The following is an 18211-nucleotide window of genomic DNA, read 5'->3' as shown; positions in this document are numbered from 1 at the left end:
TAGAAATTCAATTTGTGTTATAATTTGTCGGATTTTTTAAAAAATACAAAAAATAATTCTTTCGTACTTATTATTTTAATAAAATAAAAAATCAATAGTAAAATATGCATATTTTTATTAAGACTAATTTCCTAAAAATGTTTGTTATGTTTAAATCGATTCGAATATTTGGTTAATCAAATAAGAAATTTTGACTATACAAAGGGGATCCTGTTACAAAAATGTAAAATTAAAAATCATCGCACCCTCTCCGACTGCACTGAGGGACGATGATTTTCTACGTTCCTTTCAATCTGAACAAAAGCTTGGTTCACCCAATCGATGGAACTTATTTGATTACCTTCTTTTTGAAAACATTCTTCCCCCGTCCAAAGGAAGAATCGTTCATTAAAGGGACGGTAAATGACAGCTTCCTTTCATTTTTTCACCCTTTTTTCAAACAAATATGAATCAATCGGATCCCTTAAAATCAAGCCTTCCTTTTTTCCTTTGTCGTTTTCCTTCCTTTTTTCGAAACCGTTTGATCCTTTTTTGATCCCGTCCGATCGATGGATGCTTGCAGCGCTGCCATTAAATCCGTTACATCGGAATGGATAGCTTCCCTTTTCGGTGTCGGTGTAACTGTTTCTTTTCCAATTCTTTTTCTTTCAATATAATTTAAAATAGCCTCCCGATATTCATCTTTATATTTTTCCGGTTGAAATTTCGACGTCAATTGGTCAATTAATAAAATGGCTGTATCCAACTCTTTTTTTGAAATTTGTTCAGTTGTCGGTACATTTGGCACATCCGTTGCCTTTTTCACTTCATCAGGATAAAAAATCGTCTCCATTATGAGGGTATTTTGATAAACTCGAAGGATCGCCAATTGTTCCTTTGCACGAATCGTTATTTTTGCAATCCCGACTTTTTTCGATTCTTCCATCGCTTTTCTAAGTAAAATATATGGTTTTACTCCTCCCTCATTTGGCGAAAGGAAATAACTACGTTTGAAATAAATCGGATCAATGTCCGTTATTTTCACAAAATCCAAAATTTCAACTGCTTTCTCTTCCATTTCCTTTTCTAAATTTTTCAGTTCATCCTCTTCAATCACGATAAATTTCCCTTTCGCATATTCGTAACCTTTCACGATTTCCTCTTTTGAAACTTTCACGTCACAATTCGGGCATATCTTTTCATATTTAATCGGCGTATGACACTTCTCATGAAGATTTCGAAAGGATATGTCCTTATCTTCTGTCGCAGTATGGAGTTTTACTGGGATATTGACAAGACCAAAACGAATGCTTCCCTTCCAAACGGTGTGCATATGAATCATCCTTTTTCCATTAGTATTCCTCTTTTTTTTAAATTAAACGGCTGAAAAAAGATGTCGCTGAAAAGGTGGCGAGTAAAAGATCGGAATTTGTGAAAACTAATTTAAGAGGTGAGGAAAATTGAAACCGATGTTACCGACTATAACTTTCAATCCTCCAATTGGAAACCAATGGGTATATGAAACGAAATACGATGGGTTTCGTGCCCTGTTATATTTGGATGAAAACGTACAATTCATTAGCAGAAATGGAAAGGATCTCCTCCCCTCATTTCCAGAGGTGAATGATTTTTTTAAAAAATACCGAAACAAATTCGCTTCCCTCTTACCTGTAATCCTAGATGGTGAATTAACGATTCTTGTCAATCCATATAAAAGTGATTTTTCAAAGGTTCAAAGACGCGGCCGATTGAAGAAAAAAGAAAACATTCAATTCGCTATAAAGGAAGATCCCGCCACTTACCTTGCTTTTGATTTACTTGAATGGAAAGGAACAAACATACAGAACAAACCGTATGTGGAACGAAAAAAGCTGCTTCAATCCTTTATTCGGACCTTTTCCAAATTTGAAAAACCGATCGTCCGAAGGGATCCCTTTATTCAAATGATTCCATATGAAAAGGATTTTAACATCTTGTGGCAAAAAATTTTAGCCTATGGTGGAGAGGGGATCGTTGCCAAACAGATAGATAGTAGCTGGAGACGAGGAATCAGATCAAACGAATGGGTAAAGTTGAAAAATTGGCAGAAAATAAATGTTTTTATTACCGCTTATGATCAAACCAATGGATATTTTCATGTGGGTGTTTACGATGAGCTAGGTGCAATCCGACCGGTCGGACTATTCAAAAACGGATTAACAAAGAAAGAGAAGGAATCATTGGAAAAAGTGGTGAAAGCCAATGCCCAATTAAAAAAGGATCGGCTTCTTTATATCAACCCGAGCATATGTGTTGAGTTACTTTATTTAGAATGGTACGAAAACAAATTAAGAGAACCGTATTTTTCCAAGTTTTTGTTTCATACTTCGCCAAAATCCTGTACCTTTAAACAAATTTTAGAAAAGAGCCAACCCGTACAAGTGGAAATTACCCATCCAAATAAGCGATTATGGAAAAATGAACCCGGACGAAAAAAAGATTATATTGACTACTTAAGGAAAATATATCCGTACATGTCCCCTTTTTTAAAAAACCGAGTGTTAACCGTGATCCGCTATCCCCACGGAATGTTCGGTGAAGCTTTTTTTCAAAAAAATTGTCCAACATACGCTCCAAACTTTGTAGAAACTTACGAAGAAAAGGGCATTCGGTATATTCTATGCAATAATGTGCATACATTAATTTGGCTCGGGAATCAGTTGGCGATTGAATTTCATATTCCCTTTCGATCGATTGAAAGAAAACATCCTTCCGAATTAGTAATCGATCTCGATCCACCATCAAAAGCCGAATTCCACTTGGCAGTCGAAGCCGCCTCTATAATAAAAGAGGACATCATAGATCCACTCGGATTAACGGCGTTTTTAAAAGTTTCTGGAAAAAGGGGATTGCATTTGTATATCCCTTTTTCTAGTACGTCTCCATTTACTTGGGAAGATACCCGTATGTTTGCACATTTTATAGCTAATTATTTAGCCACAAAAAAGGATTCATATTTTACAACGGAACGTCTGAAGAAACTACGGCGTAATCGGCTATATATCGATTATGTGCAATACGGAGAGGGAAAAACGATAATCGCTCCCTTTTCGGTACGGGGAAACGAAAAGGCGAGTGTCGCTGCACCAATTTTTTGGGAAGAGTTACATAAACCCTTGGTTCCCGATGGATTTTCCATGCCAACTGTGCTGAATCGCCTTTCAACTGTCGGAAATCCCTTTAAGGGCTATTTCCAAACAAATAATGACCAACCGATAAAGGAGATTCTTTCATTTTTACAAAGAAATACAAAATCATTTCAGTAAAAAAGGCGATCCCCATAGAGAATCGCCGCCAATTCGTTATCGTGCTACAAAGAACTGAACGCTTCCTTCGCTTTATTTTCCAATAAAGAATACGCCCGTTCTTCTTCATACGTTCTTTCTTTTACCCAATCGAAGGAATCGGATTCGAAATTGACATTCACATTTCCATCAAAACAATAGGTGGCATTTCCAATCAAATCGACCGATAAAGTTCCACTGTCGTTATGTACAATCGTTTTCACATATCCCCCCGGATTATATACGGTAAGGGGTTTTTCATATTGATGAAGACCGTTTAAAATGGTAACGATACTTGCAGCGGACATGGCCGTACCACAAGCGTTCGTAAATCCAACCCCCCGTTCGTAAGTACGGACGAAAATTTCCCCTTCTTTCAACGGGTAAATAAAACTAACATTCACCCCATCTGGAAAGTACGGATTTTTTCCGTTTACATAAGAAGCGATTCGAAACAGCTCATCGCTTAACAAAACTTTCTTCGATACGATTGAAAGGAGATGGGGATTCGGTACACTGACGGCAGTAAATAACAAGGTATCTGATAATCCTGGAATTTTTTCGTTAATAACCTGTTTTTGATCGGTATGAAATGGCAAAGTAGCCGGATCGAAGGAAATCGGTGAAATTTCCACTTGGATAAACGGAATGGAGTCTTCATCACCATATTTTTGGACGGACAGATCGGCTTTCATCGTTTCAACGACAATTTTCTCTTTCCCGACCTGTTCCATAATATACCTGCCAGCACAACGTAAACCATTCCCGCACATGGCCGCTACCGTACCGTCCGCATTATAAATTTCCATTTTCCCATCACAATGTTTACTCTTCTGAATGAAAAGAATTCCATCGCTTCCAATTCCCTTTGTACGATTACATAAAGATTGGGCCAGTTTTTTTCGCATCGAAGGGTTAAGGGATTGGGACAAATTGTTTTCATCGATTAGGAGAAAATCATTTTTTGAACCGTGAACTTTTCGAAATGGAATTGATTGCATCTCGTTCCTCTTTTCTTTTTTCTTTTATTTTATATGTAATCATTGGTTCCATCAACATCGGAACCAATGCAGTCATTTGATTTTCTCCAATTTTTCAATCATCATCTCTTCCGTCATAAGACCGATTTGTTTATCTCGGATAATTCCGTCTCGATCGATGAAATAACTCGTCGGAATTGGAATAATTTGATACAGTTTCGTCACTTCAGCCTTTTTATCTAAAGGAATTGGAAAAGTTAAGTTTAATTGTTCTTGAAAATTTTTCGCCTGTTCGACGGTTTCTCTGCCATAGGTCATATTTACAGCAACAATTTCAATATTTTCGTCTTTATACTGTTCATAAACCTTTTGCATATCTGGCATTTCTTCACGGCATGGTGGGCACCAACTAGCCCAGAAATTGAGAAGAACGACTTTTCCCTTAAGATCCTGTAAAGAGAGATTTCCTCCATCTAATGTTTCCAATGAAAATTCCGGAGCCTGCTCACCGATCGCTAGTCCAACATTCGGTTCCGTAATTGTTTGTACCAATTCTACCTGTTGATCGATATTGGTGACCTTTTCCGGTTCCTTATTTTTCATCACCCAACGATCAATAGCCGCCATGATAAGAAGAAGAAAAACAAACACGATAACAATTTTTTTCATAAATATCGTCCACCCCTTTTACTTCCATTCCTTTCCCCTTTATTATCCTTATTATACCTATAATGGTATCCAAAGGGAATTATTTTATTTCATGTAATAAGGAAAAGAGAATCAGGCATCCTTCCATCACTATATCAGTTTCTGTACTTTCATAAAACCGAATAAAAGGTGTGTTTAATGGAAAGGTAGACGTATATGCAATCGGTAACCAACCAATTTTCATCAGGGCGAACAATCGATTTTCGATTCGCACTTCCCATTCATACGGATGAACGTTTCTTAAATGGATTGGTGTATCCCCGATATATAAATAACCGAGTTTCCCATCCATTTGTATCCTTCCGAAAATTGAATAATCAAGGCTTTCAATGATAAATGATCTCTGTTTTCGTTTAATCGTGGTAAACATCCTAGGATTGTTCTCAAAAAATAATTGTAATTCCCAACCATTTTTTATTTTTTTCATGTTCGTAGAATATTGTGCAATGCCTTTGGGCGAAAAAAAGAAATGAAAGTGACGGTCTTGTTTTAAGAAATAGGAACCGACTGTTTGTTCGCTTTTCCTTTGTGCAACTGGAATTGGGACTCGGATTGATTTTCGTAAATAATAAATCGATCCGAAATAATAGAGAAAACTAAGAAAAAGGAAGATTGAAACGACAACTATATCCTGTTTTATATATATAAAAAGAATCGTCATAGCGATGGCCTGGAAGGTAAAATAGAAACTAATCGTCAAACTTTGTCCACCTATTTTTTTATAATAGTCTTGTAGAAACATAGGCTTGTCCCCTTTTTTCATTCTAGTTTATCCTATGCTTAAAGGAAAAATTTCATACCAGTCATAGGGGACGAAGGATGCGATTTTGGAAATAAATCAGCCTCCTAATTGTTTGGAGACTATTTTTTTACAAATAGAAATGATTATTGGAAAATACGAATAATAAAAGGAATTTTTACATATTTCCCATCTAACGCTTGAACTACAGCGTAAATAGTAAAAAGCAGTTGAAAAATCAATACGATGAAAAATAAAGCAAACCCGACCGACACAAACATCAATATTACATTATGGCGTAAAAAAGATTGTACGTAATTAAAAAATTCTTTCCCATATTAATCTACATAAAGGGACTCATCTCTTTTCAACACCCAAATAACATGGGGACCGATAAATAACTAACCCCAAAAATCAGCGCAGCAATCGTTCATTCACTTTTTGTCGGCATCGAATCCCCCCTTATTAATTTATTTAAGAATCGATGAATAATATTGTTTCAAACTTTGAACATTTTTTTAGAAATATTAAAAATGAATTGCTAAACAACTGCTCCAAGAGACCATCTTACCTCTTTGATCCTTTTATGATATAATTCATTTTGTCTGTAAATAGGAGCTTTTCATCTGTCCGAAGAATGGGGGAAAACTTATGCATAAGACAAACCGATTAAAAGAGAAAACTCGCATGTTTTTCATCATTTTTATCCCGATTTTCATTACTCAAATCGGGTTATCCTTAGTTCAATTTTTTGATACCTCCATGTCTGGGCAGGTTAGCTCAAAGGATTTGGCAGGTGTTGCTATCGCCGGTTCTTTATGGTCTCCGATTTATACAGGCTTAAATGGGATTTTAATTGCAACAACTCCCATCGTCTCTTCCCTTTTAGGAGGAAATAAAAAGGAGGAAATTCGAATATCTGTCATTCAAGCGATTTATGTTGCCATTGTTATTGTAATGGGGATTTTATTGATCGGAGTATTTTCGTTAAAGCCGCTACTTCAAGTCATGAACTTGGATCAAGAAGTACAACGAATTGCGTACTATTATTTAATTTGTTTAAGTTTTGGTATTTTTCCCTTGTTTATTTATAACGTATTAAGGAGTTTCATTGATGGATTAGGACAAACGAAAACGACAATGTTCGTTACCTTATTGTCTGTTCCGATCAATGTCTTTTTTAATTATTTATTTATATATGGAAAATTTGGCTTTCCGAAACTCGGTGGGATCGGTGCTGGTATTGCTTCTGCGATTACGTACTGGATTGTACTGTTGATCACGATTCTGATTGTCATCAAACATCGTCCCTTTTCCCAATATCACCTTTTTAGTCAATTTTATTCGATTCAGTGGGAAAAATGGAAGGAGATATTTAAAATCGGTATTCCTATCGGTTTATCGATTTTTTTCGAAGTCAGCATTTTCTCTGTTATTACCATTTTAATGAGCCATTTTGATACAATCACGATCGCTTCGTATCAAGCAGCAGTGAATTTTACGAGTATTTTGTATATGTTCCCTTTAAGTGTATCGATGGCGTTGACGATTTTAGTCGCTTATGAAACGGGATCCGGGCGTTTCAAAGATGCAAAACAATACAGTTGGTTGGGGGTAGGATTGGCCGTCGGTATGGCAGCTGTTAATGCCTTTTTACTTTATATCTTTAAATATGATATAGCAGGGTTGTACACGAAAGAGGAAGAGGTTCTACAACTAACAGCAACCTTTTTAATGTTTGCCCTCGCTTTCCAATTTTCCGATGGGATTCAAGCATCTGTTCAAGGTGCTCTTCGGGGATATAAGGATGTAAATATTACCTTTGTCACTACCCTAGTCGCCTATTGGGTCATTGGATTACCTTTAGGTGCCCTGCTTGCAAATAGTACATCCCTCGGACCCTTTGGTTACTGGATCGGATTAATCGCAGGTTTAACTGCAGGAGCGATCGGTTTGGCTTCTCGACTCGTCTATACTCAAAAAAAATTATTTTATAAGGTGGAAAAGGAGTAAAATTTTTTTATTTGCAGAATAAAGTAAATGGTTGCCCGGATTTTTCATCCATTTGAGTACCGCCATTTGCCGATTACATCCTTTCCACCTGAAACATGGATGACATTTCCAGTTAAAAAATCGGAAGAACGATCACATAGGAAGGCGATTACCCGGGCTACATCTTCCCCGGTTCCTGGCCTTCCAATCGGTGTAGAAGAATCAACTTCTCCCCTCGCCTCTTCAATTGTCCTTTCTTTCCATTCATCCGTAATATCCCCAGGACAAACCATATTTACAGTAATCCCATTTTCCGCCTCTTCTAAACTGAGGGTTTTCGTTAAAGAAACTAATCCGGACTTCGCTGAAGCAAAGGCAGATCGAAAAGCCCAACCCGGTGCGCTTTCTGCTCGGTCAAAACCTAATGTGATAATCCGGCCCCATTTCTGCTTTTGCATATAGGGAAGAAACAATTTACTTAAATAAAAAACACTATTTAAATTTCCATTAACAATATATTCCCACTCTTCGAACTGATAATCGACCATTTTCTTTCTTTCCCGCACGTAAGGACCCGCATTATGAATTAAAATATCAACTCCCCCAGAACGTTCGGTCACCTGTTCATAGAGCCGTTTACAATCGGACGGACTTGCCACATCCCCTCCTAATACATACGCATCAACAGAAAATTTCGTCTTCAATTCGTTAGCAACATCTTTAGCCTCATTTTCACTTTTTCGGTAATTAAGAATAATGTTACACCCTTTTTCCGCCAAATAGTACGCAGTAATTTTACCAATTCCAGTTGCTCCACCAGTGATGAAAGCCGTTTTTTGTAACAAACGGATTCCCCCTTTATCAACTATTACTATAATCGTAAAATTGCTAGAATGGAATTTCAAACAACAAACATAAACTTTTAGAGATTATAGAGAAAAGGATTTTTCACGAAAATCCTTTTTTTACATATTGTAACTATATACATGGGAAGTAGGTGCTTAAACATGTTTCCCTGGAATTTATTTAAAGAAAGTATGGATCCATTGAAACCATTTAATGAAAAAGAGTTCCAATCTTCCTTAGAAAAATGGATGAAAAATATGGTCTCCGATCTTCCTTCGATGTTCCAAATTGCTCCGAATAAGGATGTTTCAGCCGAAAAAAAATCATTGAATGAGCAAGTTTTTGAAACCCATGAATTTGTCTATATTCGAATTCCAATCGATGATGCGAACGTATTGAAAGATTTGAAAATCTATTACAGTATCAATAAATGTTTTATTAATGGAGTTTTTTCAGAGGAACATCCTTATATCATCATTTTACCAGTGACGGTGAAAAAAAAAGGAGCTAGAGCAGTTTTTAAAGATGGCATTTTAGAAATTCGTATACCGAAAAATATCGATTGGCAGTATAGTGAAATTGATATTGACACGTATATATGAGGTGATTCATTTCAATCCCCCTACATTCGACATTCCTATAAAAAGGGGCGATTACATCTGTTCGCTTTTCAACGAAAAGTGGTACGGTTCGCATATGTCCGATGATTTATGGACAAAAGATCCTTCCGTCGACGCTTAGTTCCAATGGCAGAAAGGTCCCTACCTTTTTTCAAAAAGATTAATCAGGCCTTCCCTTTGTCCTTTTGATTACGATAGAATAAATATTTTTACAGTAGCAAAGGTGGGAATCGAAAACATATAGTTTCCATCTGTTATGAAAAAGTGGTTAAGCATGCAAAAAACATATAATCATTTGAAAAACACCGAGGAAGGAAAATAAACCTCCCCGGTGTTAAATTTGTTTTGGTCCGAATGGTGGGAAAAACAATTGAGATGATATTTCCACTTCTCACTTCGTCTTTTCAATTTGTTCGTTTACTAATTCCATAGCTTTTTGAATTTGTGGGTCTTCCTCGATAAGTTTGTTTCTTAATTGTTCCATAATTTTTACGGTCGTCTCTCCCGTTACAACTCCCGTTTCATCTAAATCAAATGCCTTCTGAAATTCGATAACCGCCTGTTTTGTATCTTTATCGTATAATCCATCAATCGTTCCCGGGTCATAACCGAGTACATCCAACATTGTTTCAATGGTCGTTACGTGTTCACTTACCGTATTTTCCTTTAATTGGAGTTCCGGATCTATATAGGGCAGGTTCGCGTAATCGGGCATCGGAACAAGGTAATTTGGTTCCAAACCTTTTTCATGAATCCAATTGCCCTTCGGAGTCAACCATTTTGCCGTCGTCAATTTCAAACTGGAACCGTCTGTAAAGGGAACATTCGTTTGAGCTGTACCCTTTCCGTACGTTTTTTCACCGACGACCGGTACCCCTGCCGATTCCTTTAAAGCAGCTGCAACAATTTCTGATGCGCTTGCACTTCCACCGTCAACAACGACTGCAAGGGGGTACTCAAAGGGGTTCTCCTTATTCGATAATTGCTTATCTCTACTTCCGTCTTTATATTCCATTTGGTAAAGGACTTCACCCTTCGGAACAAATTCGCTAGCAATTTTAATCGCTTGATCGAGAAGCCCTCCTGGATTTTGCCTTAAATCTAAGATCAGGCCTTTCATTCCATGTTTTTCTAAATGAGTTAGATGTTCCTCTAATTCATCAAAGGTATGTTCGGAAAAAGAAGTGATTTGAATTTTTCCAATATGGTCGTCCAACATCTCACTATATACCGTTTCAATCGGAATGACATCTCGTGTAATTTTCACTTTAATCGGATCGTCGATTCCAGGACGCATAATCGTTAACTCCACTACCGTACCTTTTTCACCTCGGATTAATGTAACAGCTTCCTGGGCGCTCATTCCTTGAATGCTTTTTCCGTCCACTTCGATAATCATATCATTTGCCTTCAATCCCGCTTTTTCCGCAGGAGAACCTTTAATCGGCGCAACGATGACAATATATCCATCCTTCTCTTCTATATGTGCACCAATTCCTTCAAAGGAGGAAGTTATATTTTCCTGAAATAACTTCGATTCCTCTACAGTCATATAGTCTGAATACGGATCCTCAATCGCTTCCACCATCCCGTTTACTGCACCTTCAATCAATGTTTCCTCATCGATTTGATCAATATAGTTGGACTTGATTCGTTCGAAGGTTTCATATAGTTTTGCAAACTCGACCCGATCGCGTACTTGGATTTTTTCTACAACCTTTTCATCACCGAAAGATAAGGCAAATGTCGTAATACCTGCAGTCAAAAATACGAGAAGAAACATAATCATAACGAAATGGAATTTTTTAATCTGCATATATTTATTTGGTTGAGAATCCAATTCCTTTTCCACTTCTTGGTGTTCTTCTTGACTCATTTTTTCACCACTTTCAGACTTTACTTACAGTCATTTCGTATTTATTTATAAAGATATCATTTTTTTTATTATTTGAGTAGTATCAATCTTGTTTTATTTGGCATTTAAAAAAAATTCTTCCAATGTCCATCCCTTTTGATAAATGACTTCTGCCACTTGTTCTCCAACATACCGAAAATGCCACGGTTCATATTCGTATCCGGTAATATCTTCCTTTCCCTTTGGATACCGAAGGATAAAACCAAATCGGTAGGCATTTTCTTTTAACCATTTTCCTTCATTTGTCTGTTCAAATTGTTCAGTCAGTAAATAATCGACAGCAGGAGAAGTAAGATCCATAGCAAGTCCCGTTTGATGTTCGCTATGACCAGGATAAGCGACAGCTTCAATCGCCCTTTCCTCTCCCTTTTCGTCCACCTCATATTGGAAAATTTGTTCTTGTCGAATATATGAACGATAACCGGAGACGGCAAACAGGCTTAAACCTTCTTGTTTTGCCTCTTGAAAAAGAGCTTCAAGGGCACGGGCGGCTTCTTTTCGCATATAACTTTTTTCAATATCTTGGTCGCCGAAGGAAAAATCAACATTCGGACGAACTAAATCTTTTGGCGTGTAGTCAGATGGTAGGGCAAATTTTTTGTTGACTAAAATCATCACATTATCGGTATTTGTAATAACCATCTGATCTCCGATTACTTCCGTTTCATTAAAAACGACTGGAACTGAATTTTCCTCTTCCATTTCTTGAGCCACATTACTTTCACTATTCGATTGGTCAGTTTCTGTTATGGTCGTTTCCTGTTTGTTTTTCCCTTCTTCTACGATGTTACGATTTTTTTCAACCGCATGATTTGATGAACAACCGGAAACAAAAAAGATAACACTTAAAAGTAATACAATTTTTTTCATAAAAGTCACCTGTCCGTTTCAATCGATGAACATTTATCATTTTACCACTATTTTTAAAACAAAAACAGAAATTTTTCCATTCCCTTCACTTTTCCTCGAAAAAATAAGGTGGATGGATCGTTTCATAAAAATAACCGACCCCAAAAGGAGTCGGTCATTTGTTATTTTTATTTATTCTTTAATTGCTGCTTCAAGGGCCACTTCGATCATATCGTTAAAGGATGTTTGTCTTTCTTCAGCGGTCGTTTCCTCTCCAGTGAGGATATGGTCGCTTACGGTTAAAATAGATAATGCCTTTCGACCGAATTTGGCAGCTAGTGTATAAAGCGCAGCAGATTCCATTTCAAGGGCTAAAATTCCGTATTTTGCCCATTTTTCATGTTCTGCGTGATCATCATAAAAGAGATCAGCGGTGAACACGTTTCCAACTTTTAAATTTAAATTCCTTTCCGCCCCGGCATCATACGCTTTTTTCAGCAAGTCGAAGTTGGCCGTCGGTGCGAAATCAACCGCTCCACCGAAAATTTTCCGATTGATTTGGGAGTCGGTGGATGCACTCATCGCCAAAATCACATCCCGAACCTTTACATCTTTTTGAATAGCTCCACACGTACCAACCCGAATTAATTGTTGAACATTGTAGCTTTGCATTAATTCGGTAATGTAAATGGAGATGGAAGGAACACCCATACCTGTCCCTTGTACAGAGATTCTTTTTCCTTTGTATGTACCCGTATAACCGAACATATTTCTTACTTCGTTATAACGGACCGCATTTTCTAAAAAGTTTTCAGCGATATACTTTGCCCGTAGTGGATCTCCTGGTAATAGGACCGTTTCCGCAATTTCATTTTCTTTTGCTCCGATATGTACACTCATGGCTAATCCTCCTGCTAACTTTTTCATTCATTTTTACACATTCACTATAACATATGTTCATGAGAAAATAAAACCGTAATCGTCCTGTTCATTTTTTTAAATGATTTTTACAAAGGAATAAAAACCGCGTTGGCAAAAAAAGTAGTCATCTCATTTCAATTGCTACTTTCAAACCCGTTTCTTTATAAATGAACCTTTTAAAAAAAGTTTTGTTTACACGCCAAGACTGTAATCGAACAATACAAGGATTTGAATATCAATCCTTCTGAAAAGGACTTTTTGCCAACGCCTCCAATTTTTTTAAAATTTCTTTCATTTTCTTTTTATATTTAGCTTCTCCAAAGTTTAGAAACAAATATTGGTAATCATTGTACATGTCTAACAGTTCATCGATATCGGTCGTTTTTCTTTTTTCTTGATTTGTTAGTTTAGAAGGCTGAAGTAGCTGCCTTTTTTCACTTGGATATCTTTGCATCAATAATTTTTTTCCATTTTGTTCATTTGTGATATATGTCAACTCTTCTTCTGACGCTTCTAACCATTGACCGTCTTTAATTCGAGAAAGTTCGTAAATAATGTCTTCCCAAGCAGAATCTTTATATCGCCATATCTCTACACGAAAACCAATGATGAAAAATAGGTCCTCCCCGTATCCCTTTACTTGTACGATGTCGCCAAGCTGAAATTTATATGAAATCAGGATATTTTCTCGATTTTCATGTTGCATCTGATTGTCTCGGATGGGGGAAAGACTGTCTTCTAAAAAGAGTTCGGTCCGACCTTCTAAGGAATAATACCATTTTTGATTGATGAAGTAATATTTTACGATTTTCCCTACGGTTGATTCATGAACAATTAGCACCAGATCACCGATACAAAATTTTGGCTGTCCATTTTCAGTCATGTCTCCCATCCCCTTCTTTTCACGGTTTTTCTATTATATGCATAAGGGACAAAAAATGAGAAAAGGCCAGCGCGAAAGAAGATCGGAATAGATTATCCCCTTTCCTTTTCCAGTTGGATATACAATTCCCAAGCTCGATCAAAAACGGTCATGGAAGGGAGATAATCTCCATTCATTTCTAAATACCGACTCAACTCGTCATAGGAGTCGGACATTTTTGGAAAACTATGGTCATGATACGCATGATTTGCAAACTTCGTCATTTCGTCCTTTTCATCCGTACCTCGATAACGTAATATAAAATGATAAAATGATTTTGCCATGGCTACCAACCTTATCAAAATATATTTATTTTTCTTTCCTGTCTTCAAAAAGTTTTAAATACTCCCCATACCCTTCTTTTTCCAAATCCTTTTTCGGAATAAACCGTAAAGCAGCAGAATTGATACAATATCGAAGTCCTGTTGGTAAAGGACCATCGGTAAACACATGACCGAGATGGGAATCAGCCGTTTTACTTCGAACCTCTGTACGAATCATGTTGTAGCTGCGATCGATTTTTTCTACAATTTCTTCATGAACAATCGGTTTCGTAAAACTTGGCCATCCACATCCGGCATCGAATTTATCTTTCGAACTAAATAATGGTTTTCCGGAAATCACATCGACATAAATTCCCTCTTCAAAACAATCCCAATATTCATTTTGAAATGGAGGTTCGGTCCCATTTTTTTGTGTAACTTCATATTGGATTGGAGTCAGTTGTTTCAATCGTTCTTCCTTTTCTTTCATTCGATTCTCCCCCAATGTTTTTCAATAAAGGATTTTCTTCCGGACCCGATAAAATACCGCTCGTAATGAGTGGGGTGTTTTTTATAATAAAATTGATGTTCTTCTTCTGCAGGATAAAAGGGTTTGGCAGGAAGAATCGGGGTTACGATTTCCCCTTTGAATCGACCACTTAATTCCAATTCCCGTTTTGATTGTTCCGCTTCTTTTTTTTGTTGTTCATTATGATAGAAAATGGCGGTACGATAGGAACTGCCCCGATCATAAAACTGACCGCCTGCATCGGTCGGATCAATTTGTTTCCAATAAATATCTAACAAACGTCTGTAACTAATCCAATCAGGATTATAAGTAATTTGAACAGCTTCATAATGACCGGTCGTACCTGAACAAACCTCTTCATAAGAAGGGTGTTCGGTATGTCCTCCCGTATATCCTGAAATCACTTCATGTATTCCATCCATTTCATCAAAGGGCTTGACCATACACCAAAAACAACCTCCAGCAAAGGTCGCCTTTTCCAACTTCCTTTGCACAAGTCACCCTCCTTTTCTCTTTTTTATGATTGTAATAAAAATTAAGGCGTTAGTAAAATCATTTATGAAAAAATCCTTTAAATGAAATTTCTGTTAGAATAAAGATAAATATGCGAAAGGAGTAAAATATGAAGAAGTTACCTGATGGTTTTGTAAAAAAAATGAACGACTTACTAAAGGATGAAGCGGAGGATTTTTTTGCTACATATAAAGAAACACGTCTCGGTGGACTTCGAATAAACCCGTTAAAAATTCAATCAGAACAATGGGAAAAACAAAGTCCATTTCCTTTAAAAAACATTCCCTTTGTCGAAAATGGCTACTATTATTCATTGGAAAAATACGAACCAGGTAAACATCCATATCATTTCGCTGGGGTTTATTATATACAAGAACCGAGTGCCATGTTCGTCGCCCCATTACTCGATGTCAAACCAGGTGAAAAGGTGCTCGACTTATGTGCGGCTCCTGGAGGAAAAACGACCCAAATCGGAGCAAGTTTAAAACAACAGGGGATTTTAGTCGCTAATGAAATTCATCCGAAACGGGCGAAAGTATTATCGGAAAATGTGGAAAGGTTTGGGCTCCAAAATGCAATCGTAACGAATGAAACGCCAGAAAGACTTGCCCAGCACTTTCCTTCTTATTTTGATAAAATCATAGTCGATGCCCCTTGTTCTGGAGAGGGAATGTTTCGTAAAGATCCGGAAGCCATCGAGTACTGGAGTGAACAACATGTATTGGCCTGTCAAAAGAATCAAATGAACATTTTAGATGCTGCTGTTCAAATGTTAAGGGAAGACGGTATTCTCGTTTACTCCACATGTACCTTTTCACCCGAAGAAAACGAACAAGTGATCGAACGATTTTTGGATCAATATCCAAATATGGAGTTAATCGATATTGAAAAAGGAAAGGGAATCGAAAACGGACGACCGGAATGGAGTCGAACGAAAAGGGAGGAATTGAAAAAAACGGCTAGACTATGGCCACATAAATTAGATGGGGAGGGCCATTTTGTTGCTAAAATGAAAAAAAGCGCTCCTGCCCCTTCATCGGATGTAAAAACGTTTAAAATCCCGAAAAACAAGAAACCATTTCATTTATATTTCGAGTTTGAACGGGAAATGTTCGGAGATCGAATGTTTTCAAACATCGTGAACTTTGGAAACGTCCTCCATCATCTCCCAGATTATTGCCCCGATTTAACCGGTTTAAAAGTACTTCGAGCAGGTGTACATCTTGGCGAATTGAAAAAAAATCGATTTGAACCGAATCACGCCCTCGGATTAACGCTGAAAAAAGAACAGGTAAATCATGTATTGGAATTGGCGAGCGACGAAACCAATTGGATTCGTTATATCAAAGGAGAAACATTACCTGCAAAGGATTTAAAAAACGGATGGACTTTGATTACTGTAGACGGCTTCCCCTTAGGCTGGGGTAAGGTTGTACAATCTATCATAAAAAATTACTATCCGAAAGGCTTACGATGGATGAAGGAAAATATTCCAGTGGTAGAAAAATAGATGAAATAAAGGGACTGTCCGTTCAGTCCCAAAGTTAATGAAAGGAAAAGTGAAGGCTATCCGATTCGAAGACCCCACAGTCGAGCTTCCGATTCTATAGGGCTCGGCCGTGTACGCGGAAAGTGTCACTACCGAAATGACATGAATCGACTTTCATTTAGGAAGAGAGGGGCTGTGCTTTTTTGAACTGCCCCTCCTATTGATCGTCTAAACGGACGGAAAACTCTAAAAGATCATTTTCTAAATCAATGGTTTTTGCCATAATGCGTAAATCATTTTTTAATTTCATTTTTGTTAAATGGATATAGATTACCCGTTCATTCGGATACAGTTCTACCCATTCAGGAAATTTGTAAGACTTATTCACCACATTCATCACATACGTAACAGGTAAATTTAATTGTCCGATGCGAATCGACTTTTGTGTTAACAAAATATCGCCATTTTCCAGCGCTTCAGGGACAAATGTTAATGTCATCTGTACTTTTCGATCAAAAACGGGCAATTGACCAATTAATTCCACTTGTTCGGTTAAAAGGACTGTATAATCGATCGGACTATCACCTAATTCCTTTTCCAAATAGTGATTTATAAATCCGTTCAATTCTTCCTTTGTCGTTTGCAAGTGAAACACGGGCTCACCAATCTGCTCCTGTTTTTGGATAGTAAAAGACCGATTATCGGGCGAAATAAAGATAATTACAGAAAACGTTATAAGTATGAGAATATTTATAAATAAAAGAAGAAAAAAAGCCTTTTTCCAATTCCATTTGCTCATGTTATTCATCTTCCCTCTCTAAAAACCATTCGTTATTCTCATCGGTCACCACTTCATTTTGAAGGAAAGAAAATACCGTTTGGGCAATGAGTTCATACCCGCGTCCATTCGGATGAAATTGATCTTCATATAAAAGATCCAACCGATCGGTGGAAAAAATCTCATCAATCGGGACGAAGTAACTTTGTTCGTAAAGGGAGGTGACCTGTTTACCAGTTTCGTTCCAATTTTGTACGATTTCCTGTAATTGGGGAATATCGGAGAACCAATAGGAAAAAGGATTATATAAACCGATTAAAAAAATCGTACTTTCCGAATTATATTCTTTGATTAAGTCAAAAATATTCTTCAAATTCGTTTCAAAAATCTCCTGTCTCGCTTGAAAATCTTCCATTTTCAAATGAAAAATATTTTCCTTTACAACTTTCATAATATCGTTTCCACCGATCGTCATTAACACGAGGTCAGCCTGTTCAATCTTCGTCTTTATCTCTTCCTTATTCAATCGTGAAAGAAGTTGATCACTACGATGACCTTTCACACCAAAGTTATCAATTTGAACGTCCTTAACCCCTTTTAATTCGGTTAAATATTGTTCCAAATAAAATACGTAGCCTCCTCTGGCGCTTTCATCCCCAACTCCTTGCGTTAACGAATCACCCAAAGCGACGATATTCAATGTCTTTGGTAAAAAATATGCGGGCAAAGGTTGTTTCATCTCTTCCATCCATTGTTTTTCTGCATGAAAGTCGAATGCGTTCGCTCGATCTGTACAACCCACTAACAATAAAAGAAAAATAAAAACAAGGATGCGCTTCATTTTG

General features: G+C 37.1%; 19 protein-coding genes. 4 read left to right on the top strand and 15 right to left on the bottom strand.

The window, feature by feature from the left end:
- Window positions 1-469: 469 nt before the first annotated feature.
- Window positions 470-1312 carry a non-homologous end joining protein Ku gene (ku, locus tag OE105_RS04020; protein WP_275421453.1) on the bottom strand — a complete coding sequence of 281 codons (843 nt, stop codon included), beginning with the start codon at window positions 1310-1312 and terminating at the stop codon, window positions 470-472.
- 136 nt (window positions 1313-1448) lie between these two features.
- On the opposite strand from ku, the gene ligD reads away from it, so the two are divergent.
- A complete protein-coding gene (ligD, locus tag OE105_RS04015) occupies window positions 1449-3284 on the top strand; it encodes a DNA ligase D (protein WP_275422088.1) in 1836 nt (611 codons plus the stop codon).
- 44 nt (window positions 3285-3328) lie between these two features.
- Here ligD and dapF read toward each other — a convergent pair whose 3' ends face one another.
- From dapF to OE105_RS13930, 4 genes are all read right to left on the bottom strand, one after another.
- Window positions 3329-4303: a diaminopimelate epimerase gene (gene dapF / locus OE105_RS04010; RefSeq protein ID WP_275421452.1), complete on the bottom strand. Its 975-nt coding sequence runs from the start codon at window positions 4301-4303 to the stop codon at window positions 3329-3331.
- A 72-nt stretch (window positions 4304-4375) separates the two neighbouring features.
- Entirely contained in the window at window positions 4376-4951 is a 576-nt protein-coding gene (locus tag OE105_RS04005) for a redoxin domain-containing protein (RefSeq protein ID WP_275421451.1), read from the bottom strand.
- 79 nt (window positions 4952-5030) lie between these two features.
- Entirely contained in the window at window positions 5031-5732 is a 702-nt protein-coding gene (locus tag OE105_RS04000) for a hypothetical protein (protein WP_275421450.1), read from the bottom strand.
- A 143-nt stretch (window positions 5733-5875) separates the two neighbouring features.
- Window positions 5876-6010, bottom strand: a complete 135-nt coding sequence (locus OE105_RS13930) for a magnetosome magnetite crystal formation protein family (RefSeq protein ID WP_420842568.1) — start codon at window positions 6008-6010, stop codon at window positions 5876-5878.
- 370 nt (window positions 6011-6380) lie between these two features.
- On the opposite strand from OE105_RS13930, the gene OE105_RS03995 reads away from it, so the two are divergent.
- Window positions 6381-7742: an MATE family efflux transporter gene (locus OE105_RS03995; RefSeq protein WP_275421449.1), complete on the top strand. Its 1362-nt coding sequence runs from the start codon at window positions 6381-6383 to the stop codon at window positions 7740-7742.
- 44 nt (window positions 7743-7786) lie between these two features.
- Here the strand turns inward: OE105_RS03995 and OE105_RS03990 are convergent, their stop codons facing one another.
- Complete coding sequence (locus OE105_RS03990) at window positions 7787-8566, bottom strand: SDR family oxidoreductase (RefSeq protein ID WP_275421448.1); 780 nt, start codon at window positions 8564-8566, stop codon at window positions 7787-7789.
- A 162-nt stretch (window positions 8567-8728) separates the two neighbouring features.
- Between OE105_RS03990 and OE105_RS03985 the strand changes: the two genes are divergently transcribed.
- Window positions 8729-9169 (top strand): Hsp20/alpha crystallin family protein, encoded by a 441-nt coding sequence (locus tag OE105_RS03985; RefSeq protein WP_275421447.1) that lies wholly within the window; start codon window positions 8729-8731, stop codon window positions 9167-9169.
- A 409-nt stretch (window positions 9170-9578) separates the two neighbouring features.
- On the opposite strand, the gene OE105_RS03980 is transcribed toward OE105_RS03985, so the two are convergent.
- From OE105_RS03980 to msrA, 7 genes are all read right to left on the bottom strand, one after another.
- Window positions 9579-11063 carry a lmo1851 family serine protease gene (locus OE105_RS03980; protein WP_275421446.1) on the bottom strand — a complete coding sequence of 495 codons (1485 nt, stop codon included), beginning with the start codon at window positions 11061-11063 and terminating at the stop codon, window positions 9579-9581.
- 93 nt (window positions 11064-11156) lie between these two features.
- On the bottom strand, window positions 11157-11972 hold the full coding sequence (locus tag OE105_RS03975) for a M15 family metallopeptidase (RefSeq protein ID WP_275421445.1): 816 nt from the start codon (window positions 11970-11972) through the stop codon (window positions 11157-11159).
- 171 nt (window positions 11973-12143) lie between these two features.
- Window positions 12144-12851, bottom strand: a complete 708-nt coding sequence (deoD, locus tag OE105_RS03970) for a purine-nucleoside phosphorylase (RefSeq protein WP_275421444.1) — start codon at window positions 12849-12851, stop codon at window positions 12144-12146.
- 256 nt (window positions 12852-13107) lie between these two features.
- Window positions 13108-13755, bottom strand: coding sequence for a hypothetical protein (locus OE105_RS03965; protein ID WP_275421443.1), 648 nt, complete (start codon window positions 13753-13755; stop codon window positions 13108-13110).
- Window positions 13756-13847: 92 nt separating this feature from the next.
- Window positions 13848-14078, bottom strand: coding sequence for a YozE family protein (locus OE105_RS03960; RefSeq protein ID WP_275421442.1), 231 nt, complete (start codon window positions 14076-14078; stop codon window positions 13848-13850).
- Between the two features lie 25 nt (window positions 14079-14103).
- Window positions 14104-14547, bottom strand: coding sequence for a peptide-methionine (R)-S-oxide reductase MsrB (msrB, locus tag OE105_RS03955; RefSeq protein WP_275421441.1), 444 nt, complete (start codon window positions 14545-14547; stop codon window positions 14104-14106).
- Complete coding sequence (msrA, locus tag OE105_RS03950; RefSeq protein ID WP_275421440.1) at window positions 14544-15080, bottom strand: peptide-methionine (S)-S-oxide reductase MsrA; 537 nt, start codon at window positions 15078-15080, stop codon at window positions 14544-14546. The genes msrB and msrA overlap by 4 nt, the downstream gene beginning before the upstream one ends.
- A 128-nt stretch (window positions 15081-15208) precedes the next feature.
- Between msrA and OE105_RS03945 the strand changes: the two genes are divergently transcribed.
- Window positions 15209-16609, top strand: a complete 1401-nt coding sequence (locus OE105_RS03945) for an RsmF rRNA methyltransferase first C-terminal domain-containing protein (protein WP_275421439.1) — start codon at window positions 15209-15211, stop codon at window positions 16607-16609.
- 196 nt (window positions 16610-16805) lie between these two features.
- On the opposite strand, the gene OE105_RS03940 is transcribed toward OE105_RS03945, so the two are convergent.
- Both OE105_RS03940 and OE105_RS03935 read right to left on the bottom strand, forming a co-directional pair.
- Window positions 16806-17387 (bottom strand): YpmS family protein, encoded by a 582-nt coding sequence (locus OE105_RS03940; RefSeq protein WP_275421438.1) that lies wholly within the window; start codon window positions 17385-17387, stop codon window positions 16806-16808.
- A 1-nt stretch (window position 17388) separates the two neighbouring features.
- On the bottom strand, window positions 17389-18207 hold the full coding sequence (locus tag OE105_RS03935; RefSeq protein ID WP_275421437.1) for an SGNH/GDSL hydrolase family protein: 819 nt from the start codon (window positions 18205-18207) through the stop codon (window positions 17389-17391).
- Window positions 18208-18211: the final 4 nt, after the last annotated feature.

This window comes from Fervidibacillus halotolerans (assembly GCF_026547205.1).
Taxonomy (GTDB): Bacteria; Bacillota; Bacilli; order Bacillales; family Caldibacillaceae; genus Fervidibacillus; species Fervidibacillus halotolerans.
This window is presented reverse-complemented; position numbering and strand designations above follow the sequence as displayed.

Excerpts from the sequence above, each read along its gene's own strand:
- OE105_RS13930 (WP_420842568.1), bottom strand. The coding sequence starts at position 6,010 with ATGTTTGTGTCGGTCGGGTTTGCTTTATTTTTCATCGTATTGATTTTT.
- OE105_RS03960 (WP_275421442.1), bottom strand. The coding sequence starts at position 14,078 with ATGGCAAAATCATTTTATCATTTTATATTACGTTATCGAGGTACGGAT.
- OE105_RS03945 (WP_275421439.1), top strand. The coding sequence starts at position 15,209 with ATGAAGAAGTTACCTGATGGTTTTGTAAAAAAAATGAACGACTTACTA.
- OE105_RS04005 (WP_275421451.1), bottom strand. The coding sequence starts at position 4,951 with ATGAAAAAAATTGTTATCGTGTTTGTTTTTCTTCTTCTTATCATGGCG.
- dapF (WP_275421452.1), bottom strand. The coding sequence starts at position 4,303 with ATGCAATCAATTCCATTTCGAAAAGTTCACGGTTCAAAAAATGATTTT.
- OE105_RS03965 (WP_275421443.1), bottom strand. The coding sequence starts at position 13,755 with ATGACTGAAAATGGACAGCCAAAATTTTGTATCGGTGATCTGGTGCTA.
- OE105_RS03940 (WP_275421438.1), bottom strand. The coding sequence starts at position 17,387 with ATGAGCAAATGGAATTGGAAAAAGGCTTTTTTTCTTCTTTTATTTATA.
- OE105_RS03975 (WP_275421445.1), bottom strand. The coding sequence starts at position 11,972 with ATGAAAAAAATTGTATTACTTTTAAGTGTTATCTTTTTTGTTTCCGGT.
- OE105_RS04000 (WP_275421450.1), bottom strand. The coding sequence starts at position 5,732 with ATGTTTCTACAAGACTATTATAAAAAAATAGGTGGACAAAGTTTGACG.
- OE105_RS03995 (WP_275421449.1), top strand. The coding sequence starts at position 6,381 with ATGCATAAGACAAACCGATTAAAAGAGAAAACTCGCATGTTTTTCATC.
- OE105_RS03980 (WP_275421446.1), bottom strand. The coding sequence starts at position 11,063 with ATGAGTCAAGAAGAACACCAAGAAGTGGAAAAGGAATTGGATTCTCAA.
- msrB (WP_275421441.1), bottom strand. The coding sequence starts at position 14,547 with ATGAAAGAAAAGGAAGAACGATTGAAACAACTGACTCCAATCCAATAT.
- ku (WP_275421453.1), bottom strand. The coding sequence starts at position 1,312 with ATGCACACCGTTTGGAAGGGAAGCATTCGTTTTGGTCTTGTCAATATC.
- OE105_RS03935 (WP_275421437.1), bottom strand. The coding sequence starts at position 18,207 with ATGAAGCGCATCCTTGTTTTTATTTTTCTTTTATTGTTAGTGGGTTGT.
- ligD (WP_275422088.1), top strand. The coding sequence starts at position 1,449 with ATGTTACCGACTATAACTTTCAATCCTCCAATTGGAAACCAATGGGTA.
- deoD (WP_275421444.1), bottom strand. The coding sequence starts at position 12,851 with ATGAGTGTACATATCGGAGCAAAAGAAAATGAAATTGCGGAAACGGTC.
- OE105_RS03985 (WP_275421447.1), top strand. The coding sequence starts at position 8,729 with ATGTTTCCCTGGAATTTATTTAAAGAAAGTATGGATCCATTGAAACCA.